Below are 15,055 nucleotides of genomic sequence, written 5' to 3' on the forward strand. Positions count from 1 at the left end.
GAGGAAATATGCATTAGACCATTATTCGGACTTTTTGAGTCTTATTGAAGCCTGAGAAGAATCTGCCACAGGCCCACGATCACGAGCGGTCCGAAGAGCGCTCCTGCGATGACCTGGGCGACAGTGTGGGCGCGCAGCGCCACGCGCGCCCAGCCGACCGCCGGCACGACGAACAGCAGTGGCCACCACGCCGCGCCGAACAGGAAGAGCATGGCGACCGCCGCCGTTGAGACGGAGGCGGCGTGCCCGCTGACCTTCCACCAGAGGCTCACGCCCGCCAGGACCGCGATCCCCGCGATGAGCGCGCCCACCATCGCGACGACGGAGGGCGGGGCGCCAAGGACAACGAGCAGGACGAGGCCGGCCAGGACGCACACAATGGACATCGCGAGCACGGGCGCGCGCTGGGACCGCTCGCTCACATGATGGTCCACGACCTTCCCGGCGCGCACGAGCCCGAGGAGGATCGCGAACGGCAGCACGCACGTGAACAGGGCCGCAATCGCGCCGAACCACCACGTCCCCGGCCAGCCCGGGCTCCCGCCCGGGCTCAGCAGCAGTGCGGCCCCCACCGTGAAGGGCGGCTGGAACACCTCGCTGAGCACACGGGCGACCACCGCGGGCCGCCCCTGCTGGGACGCTGCAGTCGCGGGGCGAGGACGGCTCAGCACGGTTCCAGTGTTTCACGGCGGAGCCGTCGTGCGTTCGCGCGCCGTTCCCGCCGCCGTGGGTCGCCGAGCGCCGGTCGACTGCTGAGTTTCCTCGTGGCGCTGGCGGTCAGACAACGAAAAGAGCGCTGGACCATTGACCAGCAGGGCGCGAGTACCGATGGTAGCGGCATGGGATTCAACGACATGCTCGGCGAGCAGATCGCCAACGAATTCACTGCCTCGCACCAGTACATCGCCGTCGCCGTCTGGTATGCGGATCGTGACCTGCCGCGTCTTGCGGCACACTTCTACCGCCAGTCGCTCGAAGAGCGGAACCACGCCATGATGATGGTCCAATACATGCTGGACCGGGACCTCCCTGTTCACATCCCGGCCGTCGGAGAGGTCCGCAACGACTTCGGCGACGCCACCGAACCCCTCACCCTGGCCCTGGCTCAGGAGGAGGAGGTCACGACCCGGATCAAGGACCTCTTCCGGGCCGCGAGAGCCGAGGAGGACGCGCTCGGGGAACAGTTCATGCTCTGGTTCCTCAAGGAGCAGGTCGAAGAAGTTGCGTCCATGGCCACGCTCCTGAACGTAGCCCGCAGGGCCGAGAACAACCTCTTCGACCTCGAGAACTATGTTGCCCGCGAAGCGATCGGAGACCACGGCCGAGACCCCAACGCCCCCAGTGCTGCAGGCGGAACCCTCTGAAGGGACTCAGTCCAGCAGCAGCGCCGGCTCCTCCATGATGGCGGCGACGTCCGCCATGAAGCGCGCGGAGAGGTCGCCGTCGACCACCCGGTGATCGAAAGAGCCGCCGAGGGTCGTGATCCAGCGCGGGATGACTTCGCCTGAGACGACCCACGGCTTCTGCTTGATGGTGCCGAACGCGACGATTGCCACCTCGCCCGGGTTGATGATCGGCGTGCCGATGTCGATCCCGAGTGCGCCGATGTTCGTGATCGTCATGGTGCCGCCGGTCATGTCCGCGGGCCTGGTCTTGCCGGCGCGGGCCGTGGAAGCGAGTTCGTTGAGCGCGATGGCCAACTCCTTGAGGGAGAGGTCCTGGGCATCCTTGATGTTGGGCACGAGCAGGCCCCTCGGCGTCGCGGCCGCAATGCCGAGGTTCATGAAGTGCTTGATGTGGATCTCGTCCCCGCCCGGGGCAGTGACCCATTCCGAGTTGACGCTCGGGTTCCGCGCCGCCGCCCAGATCACGGCCTTGGCGAGGATGAGCAGGGGCGAGACCTTCACGCCCTCGAAGTCGCGGGACTTCTTGAGCCGCTGGACGAACTCCATCGTCCTCGACGCGTCCACATCCACGAAGATGCTCACGTGCGGCGCGCTGAACGCCGAGTCCACCATGGCCTTCGCGGTCGCTTTGCGCACACCGCGCACCGGGATGACCTCGATGTGCTGCTCCTGATGGGCCCGGTCGTGGGTCCAGAACTTGCGGGCACCGTCCTGCTCGCGCTCGCGCTGCGCCTGGTACGACTCGAGGTCCGCCCGCGTCACCTCGCCCCGGGCCCCCGTGGCGGGGACCTCCGCGAGATTGACGCCGAGTTCCTTCGCGATGCGGCGCACGGGCGGCTTCGCCAGCACGCGCGCCAGGAGTCCGACGACGGCGTTGCCCGACGGAGCGGGTTCGGTCGCCACGGGTTGGGGAGCCTCGCCAGGGGCAGGAGCGGGCGCCGGTGCCTTAGCGGGCGCGGGTGCGGCTGCCTTCCTGGGGCGGCGCTTGACGGCATCGGCCTTCGGGCCCGATCCGACGAGAGGCCCGCTCTCGACACCCGGCTCCTGCATCACCGGCACCGGGGCCTCGGCATCTGCGGCGACGGGAGCGGAAGGCGAGGTCGGGGCGCCGGAAGGTGCGGCCGCGCCGTCGTGCGGTGCGCCCGCCGCCTCACCGATCGTGATGATCGGAGTCCCCACCTCGATGGTCTGGTGCTCAGGGGCCAGAAGTTCCACGACCATGCCCGCATAGGGGCTCGGGAGCTCGACGAGGCTCTTGGCGGTCTCGATCTCGCACAGGACGTCATTGATCGCGACGGTCTGGCCCGGCTGGACCTTCCACGAGACGATCTCGGCCTCGGTGAGGCCCTCGCCAACGTCGGGGAGGGTGAAGGTCTGCGGTGTCGCTGGCTGCTGCGTCACGGGCTGCTCCTAGTACGCGAAGGCGCGGTCGAGGGCTTCGAGAATGCGGTCGATGTCCGGGAGGTACTGGCCCTCGACCTTCGCCACGGGGTAGGGCATGTGGAACCCGCCGACGCGGATCACAGGCGCCTCGAGTGAGAGAAACGCCCTCTCGGAGACGCGGGAGGCGATCTCGCCGCCGATCCCGCCGAAGGTCGGCGCCTCGTGGGCGATCACGAGGCGGCCTGTCTTCGTCACCGAGGCGACCACCGCGTCGAAGTCGATGGGGGAGATCGAGCGCAGGTCGAGGACCTCGACGCTCCGGCCGTCCTGGGCGGACGCCTCTGCCGAGGCGAGGGCCACGGGCACGAGGGGGCCGTAGGCGACGATGGTCGCGTCCGTCCCCTCGCGGACCACGTGGGCACGGAACGGGTCCCCGCTCGCGCCAGGGTCCTCGGTATTGACCTCGCCCTTGAGCCAGTAGCGCCGCTTGGGCTCGAACACGATGACGGGGTCCTCGCAGGCGATCGCCTGCTGGGTCATCCAATACGCGTCATGCGCATTGGACGGGGTGATGATGCGCAGTCCCGCCGTGTGGGCGAACAGGGCCTCCGGCGACTCCGAGTGGTGCTCAATCGAGCCGATCCCACCGCCGTACGGGATACGGATGGTCACGGGGACGGTGAGCTGGCCGTTGCTGCGGGCGTGCAGCTTGGCAAGCTGAGTCGTGATCTGGTTGAAGCCCGGGAACACGAAGCCGTCGAACTGGATCTCGGCGACCGGGCGGTAGCCGCGCAGCGACAGGCCGACGCTCGTGCCGATGATCCCCGATTCGGCCAGGGGGCTGTCGACGACCCGATCACCGCCGAACTGCGACTTGAGGCCTTCGGTCACGCGGTAGACGCCGCCGAGGGTGCCGATGTCCTCGCCCATGAGCAGGACGCTCTCGTCCTGCTCAAGGGCTGCACGCAGGCCCTCGTTGATCGCCTTGGCGATGGTCATCGTTGGCATCAGCGGCCGCCTTCCGTGGTCTGCTGCACGGCCGGCTGGTCCGCGAAGCCGGCCTGGTACTCGCGGTGCCATGCGAGCTCCTCGGCGACAAGCGGGTGCGCTTCGGCATAGACATGCGCGAAGGCTTCCTGCATATCCGGGGAGGCGAAGTCCAGGATGTCGTGGCGTGCCTGGCTGGCGAGCGCGTCGCCGTCCGCGGCAACCTGGGCGAAGAAGGCTTCGTCGGCGATGCCCTCGGCGCGGAGGTACTTTTCGAACCGGGCTACGGGGTCCTTCGCAGCCCAGGACTTCTCCTCATCGCTGAGGCGGTACTTCGTCGGGTCGTCCGCGGTGGTATGGGCACCGAGCCGGTAGGTGAAGGCCTCGATCAGTACGGGCCCCTTGCCGTTCCGAGCGCGTGCCAGCGCCCACTGCGTCACGGCGTGGACGGCGAGGACGTCGTTGCCGTCAACCCGCACGCCAGGGAAGCCGTAGCCCTTGGCCCGATTGAACAGCGGGACGCGGGACTGCACCTCGGCGGGAACCGAGATGGCCCACTGGTTGTTCTGGCAGAAGAAGACGATCGGGGCCTTGAAGCTCGCGGCGAAGACCATGGACTCGTGGATGTCGCCCTCAGAGCTTGCCCCGTCGCCGAAGTACGCCACGACGGCGGCGGGATCCACCGCGGCCTGGCCGCGGGAGGTGCCGTCCGCGGCGCCCTTGGCCGCTGCACGGGCCGCATCGCGCTGGATACCCATCGCGTACCCGACAGCGTGCGGAACCTGGGCTGCGAGCACCATGGTGTAGAGGTGGAAGCCCGTGGCCCGCGGGTCCCAGCCGCCGTTCGAGAGGCCACGGAACAGGCGCAGGAGCTCGGCGAGGTCCACCCCGCGGGTCAGCGCCACACCGTGCTCGCGGTAGGACGGGAAGATGTAGTCCTGGGCCCGGGTTGCGCTGCCGGAGCCGATCTGTGCCCCCTCCTGGCCCCGAAGGGGGACCCACAGGGCGAGCTGACCCTGCCGCTGGAGGGCGGTGGCCTCGGCGTCGAAGCGCCGGATCATCGCCATGTCGCGGTACATGCCGAGCAGGGCATCTGGGCCGAGCTCGCCGATTAGCCCGGCGAGCTTCGAGTCGGACCGGAAGCGGCCCTCCTCGTCCAGAAGCTGGATCATCTCGCCGTGGCCCTCTGTGCCTTCATGGGCGTGCGTCTCGAGCTCGAGCCAGAGCTCATCGGGGATGTCGCTGAACTCGGTAGTGGGCAATTCGACTCCCATACCGCCTCCTCGCCTGCCGTCTGATGACCAGCCCGGGGGGAGCCGGGCGGGGCCCGCAGCTTCTGCCGCGTCTTCTGGGAAGGGCATTGCCGAAGTATTCCCTTCGGAGCATTCATTCCAGATACAGCATATAGGCGGCGGCCCAGAGTTACTCTACCCAGTGATCCCGGACCACCGCGAAGTCGATTCCTTCTAGGAAGCCTGTGAGACCTTTGTGAAGGACCTACAGAGCTCGAGGAAGCGGGTGTTCGCCTCGGTCTCCCCGATGCTCACGCGCACGCCCTCAGCCCCGAAGGCGCGGACGGACAGGGCCCGGGCGGCTGCCTGCACGGCGAACTCCGGTGTCGACTCGCCCAGTGCGAGCCAGACGAAGTTGCCCTGTGCATCCGGGACGTCCCAGCCGAGGTCTCGGAGACCAGCCGTGACGCGATCCCGCTCGTCGACGAGCGTTTGTACCCTTCCTACAACGGCCTCGTAGTTCTCGAGCGAGGCGATGGCCGCGCTCTCGGCGACGGAGGACACGGCAAACGGGACAGCGGCGACGCGCAGGTACTGGGTCACGTCCGCGTGGGACACCGAGTAGCCGACGCGCAGGTTCGCGAGGCCGTGGGCCTTGGAGAACGTCCTCAGGACGGCAACGTTCGGGTACTTGCGGTAGAGCTCGATCCCGTCCACGGCCTCCGGGTCGCGGACGAACTCCTGGTAGGCCTCATCGATGACAACGAGGACATTGCCTGGGACCGATTGGATGAAGCGCTCGGTCTCCTCGCGGCGCAGGGCGGGCCCGGTGGGGTTGTTCGGCGTGCACAAGAGGATCACGCGGGTGCGATCCGTGACCTCCGCGGCCATCGAGTCGAGGTCGTGCCGGCCGTCGGGCAGGACGGGGACCTGGATGCTCTTGGCGCCCGCGAGCCCCACCGAGATCGGGTAGGCCTCGAAGGACCTCCATGCATAGACCACCTCGTCCTGCGTGCCATCGTCCTGCTGGCCGGCGAAGGCCGCGAGGATCTGATTCAGGGCGCCGAGGCTGCCCCCGCCGGTGACGATGTCGTCCGCCGGGACGCCGAGGAAGCCTGCCAGTGCGTTCCGCAACCGGGTGGCCACCGCATCCGGGTATCGGTTGATGCGCGACTCGTGGACGATCGCGTCGGTCACGGCCTGAAGCGGCGCGAGCGGGTTCTCGTTTGAGGACAGCTTGTAGCTCGTCAGGCCCTCCACGGGTGCAGGTGGGCGTCCGGCGACGTACTTGGGGAGCCGGTCCATCACGGGTCGAGGGGTGACGCCCGTGGTCCCGGCTTCGACGGCGGGCGTGGTGCCGTCCTGCTCGTTCAGCGGTGAAGTCATGCCATACAGCGTAGCCGTGGGAGTATGGGCGCATGCGCTTCCTGCTGCACGTCATCGTCAGCGCGCTCGCCCTCTGGGTGGCCGCGTGGATCCTCCCCGGCATGGATATCACGACGTCCACTACCCCCGGCGTGGCCGCGAACGCCGGCGGCGCCGATGCCAGCGGGACAGCGGGCCTCGTGGTGGCCTACCTGTTCATCGGACTCATCTTCGGCCTCGTTAACGCGGTGGTGCGGCCGATTGTGAGCGTGCTGTCGCTGCCGATCACATGCCTCACCCTCGGGCTGTTCGCCCTTGTGATCAACGCCGCGATGCTTGGGCTGACGGCCTGGATCTCCAGCTACACCCCCGTCCATCTGACTCTCGACTCGTTCGTGACGGCCGTGCTCGGGGCGATCATCGTCTCGATCGTCTCGGCGCTGACGGGCTGGGCTGTGGGCCTGAGGAAGAAGAGCTAGAGGCCGCGGCCGGGGTCGCCGTGTCCGTGCCGGTGTAGACGAACCGTTCGCGACGGGGGACACCGACGGGTCCAGGGGCAGCACCCACGATCCCCGTTCCGACGATGGCGCCGAGGACCTCGGCGTAGCCCCGAACCGACGGGTTCGTCGACCCGTCCAGCGCGCGTGCGTCGGCGGCATACGCGTCCAGGTCATGGGCATCGACTACCGCTTTGAGGAGTCCCCCTGCCCGGATGTCGGAGTGTGAAGGAGTTTGGACGTCGACGACGTTCGGACGCGGAACGGGCGGGAGGCCGGAAAGCCCCGGCACGACATCGTCCCGGTTGGCGATGCTGAGGACGGCTACCTCCTCGGGCACGCGGAACGCCGTCGGCACCCCGCCGAGCACCGTCACCGCCGCCACGGGGTAGCGCGCCCGGAAGTCCGGGTCCTCGAGGAGGCCGAAGACGTGCAGGGAGCCCTGACTGTGCGCGTTGAAGACGATCGCGTCCCCGGTGCGGACCTGCTGATCGGCCAGTGCCCGGGCGATGAGCTGGCGCACGTGGCTGTCTCGCCCCGCCATCGCATCGAGGTTCCCCTCGGTGTCGAAGACGCCGCCGGAGGGATCGTCCAGCGACCAGGTCTGTGTGCCGGGCACGGTCACCATCACTGCTGTCGAGCCGTCCGTGCGCGGGATCCGCTCCACGAGGATCGACGACGGCGTGCGCTGTGCCTGCTGGAGGCTCCGCCCCGCATACGCGAAGGTCGAGGCGTCCTCCGCGCCGGCCGAAATCTGTGCTCGGATGATGCTGATCGGATCCTTCGCTCGCCCAGCAGGGACCCAGGGGACGAGTGGTGGCACTGTGGACCCCTCCGCCAGGATCGACCGGAGGAGTTGGGCACCGCCGCGCGCGGGAGTATCCCCCTCGATCCGCCACAGACCGGGCGGTACCAGGCCCCAGACGAGACCGCGCATGGCCAGCTGGCGGCCGCCAGCCTCGCCCGCGGTCATCGCCTCCGCCGCCCGGTAGCTGCCGACGGCCACGGCCACGCCCCGGGCAGCTGCCGCGGCGTCAAGCGCCAGATGCCCCGTAGAAGCGACGAGCTCCGCCGCCTCGGCATCGAACGACCTGACACCAGGGCTCGCTGCGCATGCACCCCGCCAAACGGCGGCACGCGCCGCCTCGAGGTGGCTCGGCACCGCTTCGGCGAGCGACGCGGCAGCTGTGAGTGCCCCGAGAGCCGTGTCGAGGGCCTCGAGGTTCACACGGAATGCGGTCCCGCCCGTGACGACGAACGCCGCGGCATCCCGCTCCCCACCGTGCGGGTCGGGTTTCATGGGCAGACTCGTCCCTCGCGGGGACCGAGGCCCTGGGTGAACGCGGGCTGAGGCTGCACGGAGAGGCGCAGTGCGGGCGTGCGGGAGGGGAGCGGCACGAGCGGACCCGTGCGCCCCTCCGCCACCAGCGACTGCGGGCTGGCCGCACCGCTCGGAGCTCGCGAGGCGATGGGCACCCGGGGGCACGCGGAAACCTCGGACTGCAGGGCCGCGATCATGAGGGCGAGGGCCGCCAGGCCCGCCGCGACGGTGGCCATCCGCGCCGCGAGGCAAGCCGTCGATGTCCTGAACGCCGCGGCGGCAGGACCGGACCATTCGGCGTCCTCCGCGCGTGCCACGAAGGCCCGGGCGTCCTCGACGGCCTCCTGCGCCTTCGCGAGCCCGGCCGCGGCCGCGTGCAGCTCTGTCTCGTCATGGCCGCATGCAGGGTCGAACCCAGACGAGCTCCCTGTGCCGATGACGTACTTGTCGGCGTCGCGCATCGATCCGGTCATGGTTCCCCTCCCCAGCCCTGCCGGGCTCGTTCAGCCCGGCCATGCCACGACGCTAGGCGGCCTTCGGCACCCATGGTTGGCCTGCGGCGTCGTATGTGGACTGCACGCCCGAACGGATACCTGTGGAGGACAAGTGACGCCTCGTCCCGGGGCAGCACAACCGTCCCCGAAAGCCACCGGAAAGGGCGTGGAAGAATGGAGGCCATGGCTGATTCCCCCTCGCGCATCCCGTCCGGACGTCTCTCCCTGGCCGCTGCCGGCGAGACAGCCGCCAGGCCCATCGCCCTCGGACCGCTCGACGGCCGCTACCGCCCCGCCGTCGCGCCCCTCGTGGACTACCTGTCCGAGGCCGCGCTCAACCGCGATCGCGTGGCCGTCGAGGTCGAGTGGCTCATCCACCTCACGCGCAACTCCGTGCTCCCGGGCGCCGGACCCCTCAGCGCCGAGCAGGAGGAGGGGTTGCGGAAGATCGTCACCGAGTTCGACACCGCCTCGGTCGCCGAGCTCGCCGAGATCGAGGCCGTCACGGTCCACGACGTCAAGGCGGTCGAGTACTACATCGGCCGTCGCCTTGAGCCTCTGGGCATCAAGCACCTGACCCCGATGGTGCATTTCGGCTGCACATCGGAGGACGTCAACAACCTCTCCTACGCGCTCGGGATCAAGGGCGCCGTGGAGGACGTCTGGCTGCCCGCAGCCCGAGCGCTCGTGGGGCAGATCGCGGACATGGCGCGGGCCAGCCGGGACGTTCCGATGCTCTCGCGCACCCACGGCCAGCCGGCCACCCCGACCTCGCTCGGGAAGGAACTCGCCGTGGCGGCGCACCGCCTGGGCCGCCAGCTCGCCAGGATTGCCCGCACCCAGTACCTCGGCAAGATCAACGGCGCCACTGGCACCTACGCGGCCCACTACGCGTCGGTGCCGAGCGCGGACTGGCAGGAAGTCTCCGAGTCCTTCGTCGAGGGCCTGGGCCTGACGTGGAACCCGTTGACCACGCAGATCGAAAGCCACGACTGGCAGGCCGAGCTCTACGCGGACATGGCGCGCTTCAACCGAATCCTGCACAACGTGTGCACGGACGTCTGGAGCTACATCTCGATCGGCTACTTCCGGCAGATTCCTGTGGCTGGCGCGACGGGCTCCTCGACCATGCCGCACAAGGTGAACCCGATCCGCTTCGAGAACGCCGAGGCAAACCTTGAGGTCTCCTGCTCCCTCCTCGACACACTCGGCGCTACGCTCGTGACGTCACGCTGGCAGCGGGACCTCACCGATTCCTCGTCGCAGCGCAACATCGGAGTCGCGTTCGGCCACTCGCTGCTCGCGGTCTCCAACGTGGCCCGCGGCCTCAAGGGCCTCGACGTGGCCGAGGAGGTGCTAGCCGAGGACCTCGACACGAACTGGGAAGTCCTGGCCGAGGCGATCCAGATGGTCATGCGCGCGGAAGCGATCGCGGGCGTGCCGAACATGGACAACCCCTACGAGCGCCTCAAGGACCTCACGCGCGGGCAGCGGGTCGATGCGGCCCGGATGAAGGAGTTCGTCTCCGAGCTCGGCCTTTCCTCCGAGGCCGAGTCGCGCCTTCTGGCCCTCACCCCGGCCACGTACAACGGCATCGCCGGCAAGCTCGTCGACCACCTCAGCTGAGCGGCTCCCCCTTTCGGGGCGGCTGGCTCCAGGTGACAACGTTGCGGCACGGTGTTCCAATGGATGCGGGAGTGGAACCTTGGCCCAGCAATGGACCGCGCAGGAGTCTGTCATGAGCATCGAACCCGAGCTCCACCTCGATACCGCTGATCTTGAGGCCCGCGTCAAGGGGATCTACGAGCAAGTCGCAGACAACCCCTCCCAGGAGTTCCATTTCGAGACGGGGCGCGCCCTTGCGGAACGCCTCGGCTACCCACCTTGGGACCTGGACCAGATCCCGTCCGCGGCGGTCGACTCGTTCGCGGGCGTCGGGTACTTCCACGATCTCGCGGCGCTCAAGCCAGGCGAGCGCGTCCTGGATTTGGGCAGCGGCTCGGGGACGGACAGCTTCCTGTCGTCGATTTCCGTGGGCGCCCGCGGTTCCGTGATCGGCATCGACATGACGGCGGCGCAGCTCGCCAAGGCGCGCAGACTGGCGGCGGAGGCGGGGAACCTCTTCGACAACATCGACTTCCGTGAGGGCCGCATCGAATCGCCGGCGGTCGAGGCGGGTTCCATGGACTGCGTCATCTCGAACGGCGTCATCAACCTCGCTCCGGATAAGGACATCGTGTTCGCCGCCGCAGCGGATGCCCTCCGGCGAGGCGGCCGGCTCGTCTTATCCGATATCGTGACGCGGTCCCAGATGCCCGAGACCGTCACGTGCGACGCCTCACTGTGGGCCGCCTGCATCGGCGGGGCGATGCGAGTCGAATCATTGATGACATCCCTAGACGCCGCCGGGTTCCTCGTGGATACGACGCGCGCCAACGACGACTACCGGTTCCTCTCGCGCCGCGCGCGGAAGGCCACCGACAAGTATGGGGTGACGAGCCTCAGCGTGCTGTGCCACAAGGCCTAGGCGTACCCGGCCATCAGGTCGTCCAGGCGCAGCAGCCTAGCCAGGTACAACCACATCACGCTTGCCCATGCGCCCGCAGACCCGGCCCAGCGCGGTTTAGCAACACGCCCTAGTCCTGCCGGGCGCCGTGCCCGGTGCGTCCGGCTCCGTGACGCAGTTCTCGGGCATGCTGGAGGTCCTTCTCCTTTGCCTTCCGCTTCTTCTCCGACCCGACGGTGGCCCGCGGCGGAAGCTGGATCATCTCCTCCGCCCCGATGCCGGCCTGGAGTTCGCGGCCGCGCTCGGTCTCGGCGTCGAACTCGGCGCCGAAGAGCAGCGACATATTCACAATCCAGAGCCACAGCAGCAGGATCACGACGCCGCCGAGCGCGCCGTAGGTCTTGTTGTAGTGGCCGAAGTTGCCCACGTAGAAGCCGAAGCCGACGGTTGCCACAGCCAGCACTACGATCGCGATAATGGACCCCATGCTGATCCAGCGGAACTTCGGCTGCTTCACGTTCGGAGTGAAGTAGTACAGCAGCGCGATGAGGACGATGATGAGGATCAGCGCCACAGGCCACTTCGCGAGGTCCCAGACAAGCACCGTGGCCCCTCCAAGCCCGATCGTGCTTCCGACCGCCTCGGCCACGGGCCCGCTCAGCACGAGCATGGCGGAGATGATGGCGACGATGACCACGGCCCCGACCGTGAGCGCGAGCATGGTGCCGCGCAGCCGGACGAAGCCACGCCCCTCCTCCACCTCGTAGATCCGGTTCATGGCGCGTCCGAACGCGCCCACGTAGCCGGAGGCCGACCACAGGGCGCCGAGGACGCCGCCAATGAGTGCGAGGCCCGCCGCTGGGCTGTTCACGAGTTCCTCCACGGGCCCTCGCACCGCCTCCGCCGAGGACCCGGGGGCCACCGACTGCAGGATGTCCAACATCCCGCTCGCCGTCTTCTCCGCCTGGCCGAAGAGCCCCAGCAGGGAGACGAGGGCGAGGAGCGCGGGGAAGAGCGAGAGGACAGCGTAGTACGTGAGGGAGGCGGCTAGGTCGGCGCAGTTGTCGTTGCCGAACTCCCGGAGCGTCTTGCCGCCGATGTACTTCCAGGAATGCTTCTTGATGTCACGGACACGGCCTGGTTTGCGTGAATCGTCCGGTGGAACCGCTGTGTCAGCCTTGCGCTCGGTCGATGTTTCGCTGGTCTGTTCTCCCATGCGCCGTTCATACCCACAACCCGGCGAGGGCAACCACGCAATTCGCACCAGCGAACGCGCTGGTGTATAGTCGATGAAGCGCCGCGGGGTGGAGCAGTTCGGTAGCTCGCTGGGCTCATAACCCAGAGGTCGTAGGTTCAAATCCTGCCCCCGCAACCACTCGAAGGCCCCCGATCCACATCGATCGGGGGCCTTTGCGGTGTGTCCTGCGGGCTCCTCAGGGGGCCGCCGCAGCCCGCCCCGCCGCCCGGCCCGAGAACAGGCATCCGCCGAGGAACGTCCCCTCGAGGGCGTTGTAGCCCATCATCCCGCCGCCGCCGAACCCGGAAGCCTCCCCCGCAGCGAACAGCCCAGGCACCACGTGGCCCGCAGGGGCCAGGCAGCGCCCCGACAGGTCCGTCTCGAGGCCGCCGAGCGTCTTGCGCGTCAGGACGTTCAGCCGCACTGCGATGAGCGGGCCGTGCTTCGGGTCCAGGATGCGGTGCGGCGCGGCGGTGCGGATGAGCCGGTCCCCGAGGTAGCGCCGGTGCGCGCGCAGGAACGTCACCTGCGCGTCCTTGCCGAAGGCGTTCTCGATCTCCGCGTCCCGCGCCTCGATCACGGCGCGCACGGCCGCCTCATCCAGCAGGCCCGGCTCCCCCACCCGGTTCATCCCCTCAACGAGCTCGGTGAAGGAGGACGCGACGACGAAGTCCTCCCCATGCTCTTTGAACGCCTCCACCGGCCCGGGTGCACCGGGCCGCACCCGCGCGGCCAGGAGCCTCAGGTCCTTGCCCGTCAGGTCCGGATTCTGCTCGGAGCCGGAGAGCGCGAACTCCTTCTCGATGATGGACTGGGTCAGCACGAACCACGAGTAGTCGTACCCCGTCCCGCGGAGGTGCCTGAGCGTGGCGAGCGTGTCGAACCCAGGGAACAGCGGCGCGGGGAGCCGACGTCCCAGCGCGTCGAGCCACATCGACGAGGGCCCCGGCAGGATCCGTATGCCGTGATTCTCCCAGACCGGGTTCCAGTTGCGGATCCCCTCGGTGTAGTGCCACATGCGGTCCGTATTGATCAAGCGCGCACCTGCCGCCTCCGCGATGCCGAGCATCCGGCCGTCCACGTGCGCGGGCACCCCTGCCACCATGGTCTGCGGCGGCGTCCCCATCCGCTCGGGCCACAGCTTCCGCACAAGCCCGAGATTGCCGCCCACCCCGCCGGAGGCGATCACGACGGCGCCAGCCTCCACCACGAACTCCCCGGCGATTTCGCGGCTGCTCGCCCTGCCCCGTTCGACGGACGACGGCGCGAGGCGGGCTCCGCGCACGCCGGTCACCGCGCCGTCGTGCGTCACCACCTCGTCCACCCGGTGCCGGTAAAGGAAGCGGATGCGCGCGGCGTCGGCGTGCGCTCGGGCACGACGGACGAACGGCGCGAGCAGGCCCGGCCCCGTCCCCCAGACCAGGTGGAAGCGCGGCAGCGAGTTGCCGTGCCCGTCCGCGCGCCCGTCGCCGCGCTCCGCCCAGCCGACGACAGGGAAGAACCGCACACCCATCCCGTGCAGCCATGCACGCTTCTCCCCGGCGGCGAAGTCGAGGTATGCCTCGGCCCACTGACGCGGCCAGTAGTCTTCCGGGCGGTCGAACTGCGCCGAGCCGAACCAGTCCTGGCGCGCGAGCGCCAACGAGTCCCGCACGCCCATGCGGCGCTGCTCGGGCGAGTCGACGAGGAACAGTCCGCCGAGGGACCAGTGCGCCTGGCCGCCGAGGGACTGCGCCGGCTCCTGGTCGAGGACCACCACCTCGCGCCCCGCGTCCGCGGCCTCGACCGCCGCGACGAGCCCCGCGAGGCCGGCCCCGACCACGCACACGTCCGCATGCACCATCTCATCTGCAGCCATGGACCCAGCCTTTCGGCCCATGCCAGAAGAGTCAACCGTGCCGCATACTGGCAGCATGTCCTGCTGTGGCCCCTCCCGCCCGACCGGAGCCGATCCGAACGATCCGCGCCGTCGGCCTGACGCCTACAGCGCCGTGTTCAACTCGCGGTTCTCCACCTCCGTGGCCCGGCGGTTCGAGCGGAAGGGACTGACCCCGATCGAGCGGCGCATTGTCGCCTTCGCCGAAGAGGCGCTCGGCGGGAGCCTCGCAGGAGCGAGCGTCCTCGAGGTGGGCGGTGGCGTCGGCGAAATCCAGATGGACATGCTCGCCCGCGGCGCCGGGCACGCGACGAATCTCGAGCTCTCGGACGGCTACGAGGCGGAGGCTGCCAGGCTCCTGAAGGAGGCCGGGCTGAGCGCCCGCGCCGACCGGCTCCTGGGCGTGGACCTCGCGGCGACCCCCGATGCCGTGAAGCCGGCCGACGTCGTCGTCCTCCACCGCGTGGTGTGCTGCTACCCCGACTACGAGCGCCTTCTCGGCGCGGCAGCCGCCAAGGCCCGCCGCGCGCTCGTGTTCAGCCACCCGCCGCGGAACGTGTTCACGCGCTCCGGAATTGCGGCCACCAATGCGTTCCTCGCGCTCGGCGGGCGCTCCTTCCGGGGGTTCGTGCACTCGCCCGCTGCGATGGTCAGCACGGTGCGGAAGGCGGGCCTGGAGCCGGTGCTCCAGCGCAAGGGCCGAGTGTGGTCCATCGTGGGGGCAGTGCGCCCGGCCTGAAGTTTCCGCGCA

14 protein-coding genes and 1 tRNA gene are annotated in these 15,055 nt (G+C 69.1%); 6 read left to right on the plus strand and 9 right to left on the minus strand.

Annotated elements, in window-relative coordinates:
* Positions 1-41: 41 nt before the first annotated feature.
* Positions 42-671 carry a phosphatase PAP2 family protein gene (locus LF262_RS08135; protein ID WP_235779798.1) on the minus strand — a complete coding sequence of 210 codons (630 nt, stop codon included), beginning with the start codon at positions 669-671 and terminating at the stop codon, positions 42-44.
* Positions 672-839: 168 nt separating this feature from the next.
* On the opposite strand from LF262_RS08135, the gene LF262_RS08140 reads away from it, so the two are divergent.
* Positions 840-1,364: a ferritin gene (locus LF262_RS08140; protein WP_235779799.1), complete on the plus strand. Its 525-nt coding sequence runs from the start codon at positions 840-842 to the stop codon at positions 1,362-1,364.
* Between the two features lie 6 nt (positions 1,365-1,370).
* Here LF262_RS08140 and LF262_RS08145 read toward each other — a convergent pair whose 3' ends face one another.
* The 4 genes from LF262_RS08145 to LF262_RS08160 form a co-directional block, all read right to left on the minus strand.
* The gene (locus LF262_RS08145; RefSeq protein WP_235779800.1) at positions 1,371-2,807 is read right to left on the minus strand and encodes a dihydrolipoamide acetyltransferase family protein; all 1,437 of its coding nucleotides are present in this window, start codon (positions 2,805-2,807) and stop codon (positions 1,371-1,373) included.
* Positions 2,808-2,816: 9 nt separating this feature from the next.
* Positions 2,817-3,797 carry an alpha-ketoacid dehydrogenase subunit beta gene (locus LF262_RS08150; protein WP_235779801.1) on the minus strand — a complete coding sequence of 327 codons (981 nt, stop codon included), beginning with the start codon at positions 3,795-3,797 and terminating at the stop codon, positions 2,817-2,819.
* The gene (gene pdhA / locus LF262_RS08155; RefSeq protein ID WP_235779802.1) at positions 3,797-5,050 is read right to left on the minus strand and encodes a pyruvate dehydrogenase (acetyl-transferring) E1 component subunit alpha; all 1,254 of its coding nucleotides are present in this window, start codon (positions 5,048-5,050) and stop codon (positions 3,797-3,799) included. The genes LF262_RS08150 and pdhA overlap by 1 nt, the downstream gene beginning before the upstream one ends.
* A gap of 192 nt (positions 5,051-5,242) precedes the next feature.
* The gene (locus LF262_RS08160) at positions 5,243-6,394 is read right to left on the minus strand and encodes a histidinol-phosphate transaminase (protein ID WP_235779803.1); all 1,152 of its coding nucleotides are present in this window, start codon (positions 6,392-6,394) and stop codon (positions 5,243-5,245) included.
* Positions 6,395-6,426: 32 nt separating this feature from the next.
* Between LF262_RS08160 and LF262_RS08165 the strand changes: the two genes are divergently transcribed.
* Positions 6,427-6,852, plus strand: a complete 426-nt coding sequence (locus LF262_RS08165) for a phage holin family protein (RefSeq protein ID WP_235779804.1) — start codon at positions 6,427-6,429, stop codon at positions 6,850-6,852.
* On the opposite strand, the gene LF262_RS08170 is transcribed toward LF262_RS08165, so the two are convergent.
* Together LF262_RS08170 and LF262_RS08175 are read right to left on the minus strand one after the other, a co-directional pair.
* Positions 6,791-8,170: a hypothetical protein gene (locus tag LF262_RS08170; RefSeq protein ID WP_235779805.1), complete on the minus strand. Its 1,380-nt coding sequence runs from the start codon at positions 8,168-8,170 to the stop codon at positions 6,791-6,793. The genes LF262_RS08165 and LF262_RS08170 overlap by 62 nt on opposite strands.
* Positions 8,167-8,664 carry a hypothetical protein gene (locus tag LF262_RS08175; RefSeq protein WP_235779806.1) on the minus strand — a complete coding sequence of 166 codons (498 nt, stop codon included), beginning with the start codon at positions 8,662-8,664 and terminating at the stop codon, positions 8,167-8,169. Before LF262_RS08175 ends, LF262_RS08170 begins: the two co-directional genes overlap by 4 nt.
* A gap of 204 nt (positions 8,665-8,868) precedes the next feature.
* Here LF262_RS08175 and purB point away from each other — a divergent pair, with 204 nt between their 5' ends.
* Together purB and LF262_RS08185 are read left to right on the plus strand one after the other, a co-directional pair.
* Positions 8,869-10,311, plus strand: a complete 1,443-nt coding sequence (purB, locus tag LF262_RS08180; protein WP_235779807.1) for an adenylosuccinate lyase — start codon at positions 8,869-8,871, stop codon at positions 10,309-10,311.
* 112 nt (positions 10,312-10,423) lie between these two features.
* Positions 10,424-11,212 carry a methyltransferase domain-containing protein gene (locus tag LF262_RS08185; RefSeq protein WP_235779808.1) on the plus strand — a complete coding sequence of 263 codons (789 nt, stop codon included), beginning with the start codon at positions 10,424-10,426 and terminating at the stop codon, positions 11,210-11,212.
* A gap of 109 nt (positions 11,213-11,321) precedes the next feature.
* Here the strand turns inward: LF262_RS08185 and LF262_RS08190 are convergent, their stop codons facing one another.
* Positions 11,322-12,407: a YihY/virulence factor BrkB family protein gene (locus LF262_RS08190; RefSeq protein ID WP_235779809.1), complete on the minus strand. Its 1,086-nt coding sequence runs from the start codon at positions 12,405-12,407 to the stop codon at positions 11,322-11,324.
* A gap of 82 nt (positions 12,408-12,489) precedes the next feature.
* Here LF262_RS08190 and LF262_RS08195 point away from each other — a divergent pair.
* Positions 12,490-12,566: transfer RNA gene (locus tag LF262_RS08195), tRNA-Met, on the plus strand.
* A 58-nt stretch (positions 12,567-12,624) separates the two neighbouring features.
* On the opposite strand, the gene LF262_RS08200 is transcribed toward LF262_RS08195, so the two are convergent.
* A complete protein-coding gene (locus LF262_RS08200; RefSeq protein WP_235779810.1) occupies positions 12,625-14,286 on the minus strand; it encodes an FAD-binding dehydrogenase in 1,662 nt (553 codons plus the stop codon).
* A 19-nt stretch (positions 14,287-14,305) separates the two neighbouring features.
* On the opposite strand from LF262_RS08200, the gene LF262_RS08205 reads away from it, so the two are divergent.
* Positions 14,306-15,043, plus strand: a complete 738-nt coding sequence (locus LF262_RS08205) for a class I SAM-dependent methyltransferase (protein ID WP_235779811.1) — start codon at positions 14,306-14,308, stop codon at positions 15,041-15,043.
* The last annotated feature ends 12 nt before the right edge of the window (positions 15,044-15,055 follow it).

The organism is Sinomonas notoginsengisoli, from assembly GCF_021554725.1.
Taxonomy (GTDB): domain Bacteria; phylum Actinomycetota; class Actinomycetes; order Actinomycetales; family Micrococcaceae; genus Sinomonas; species Sinomonas notoginsengisoli.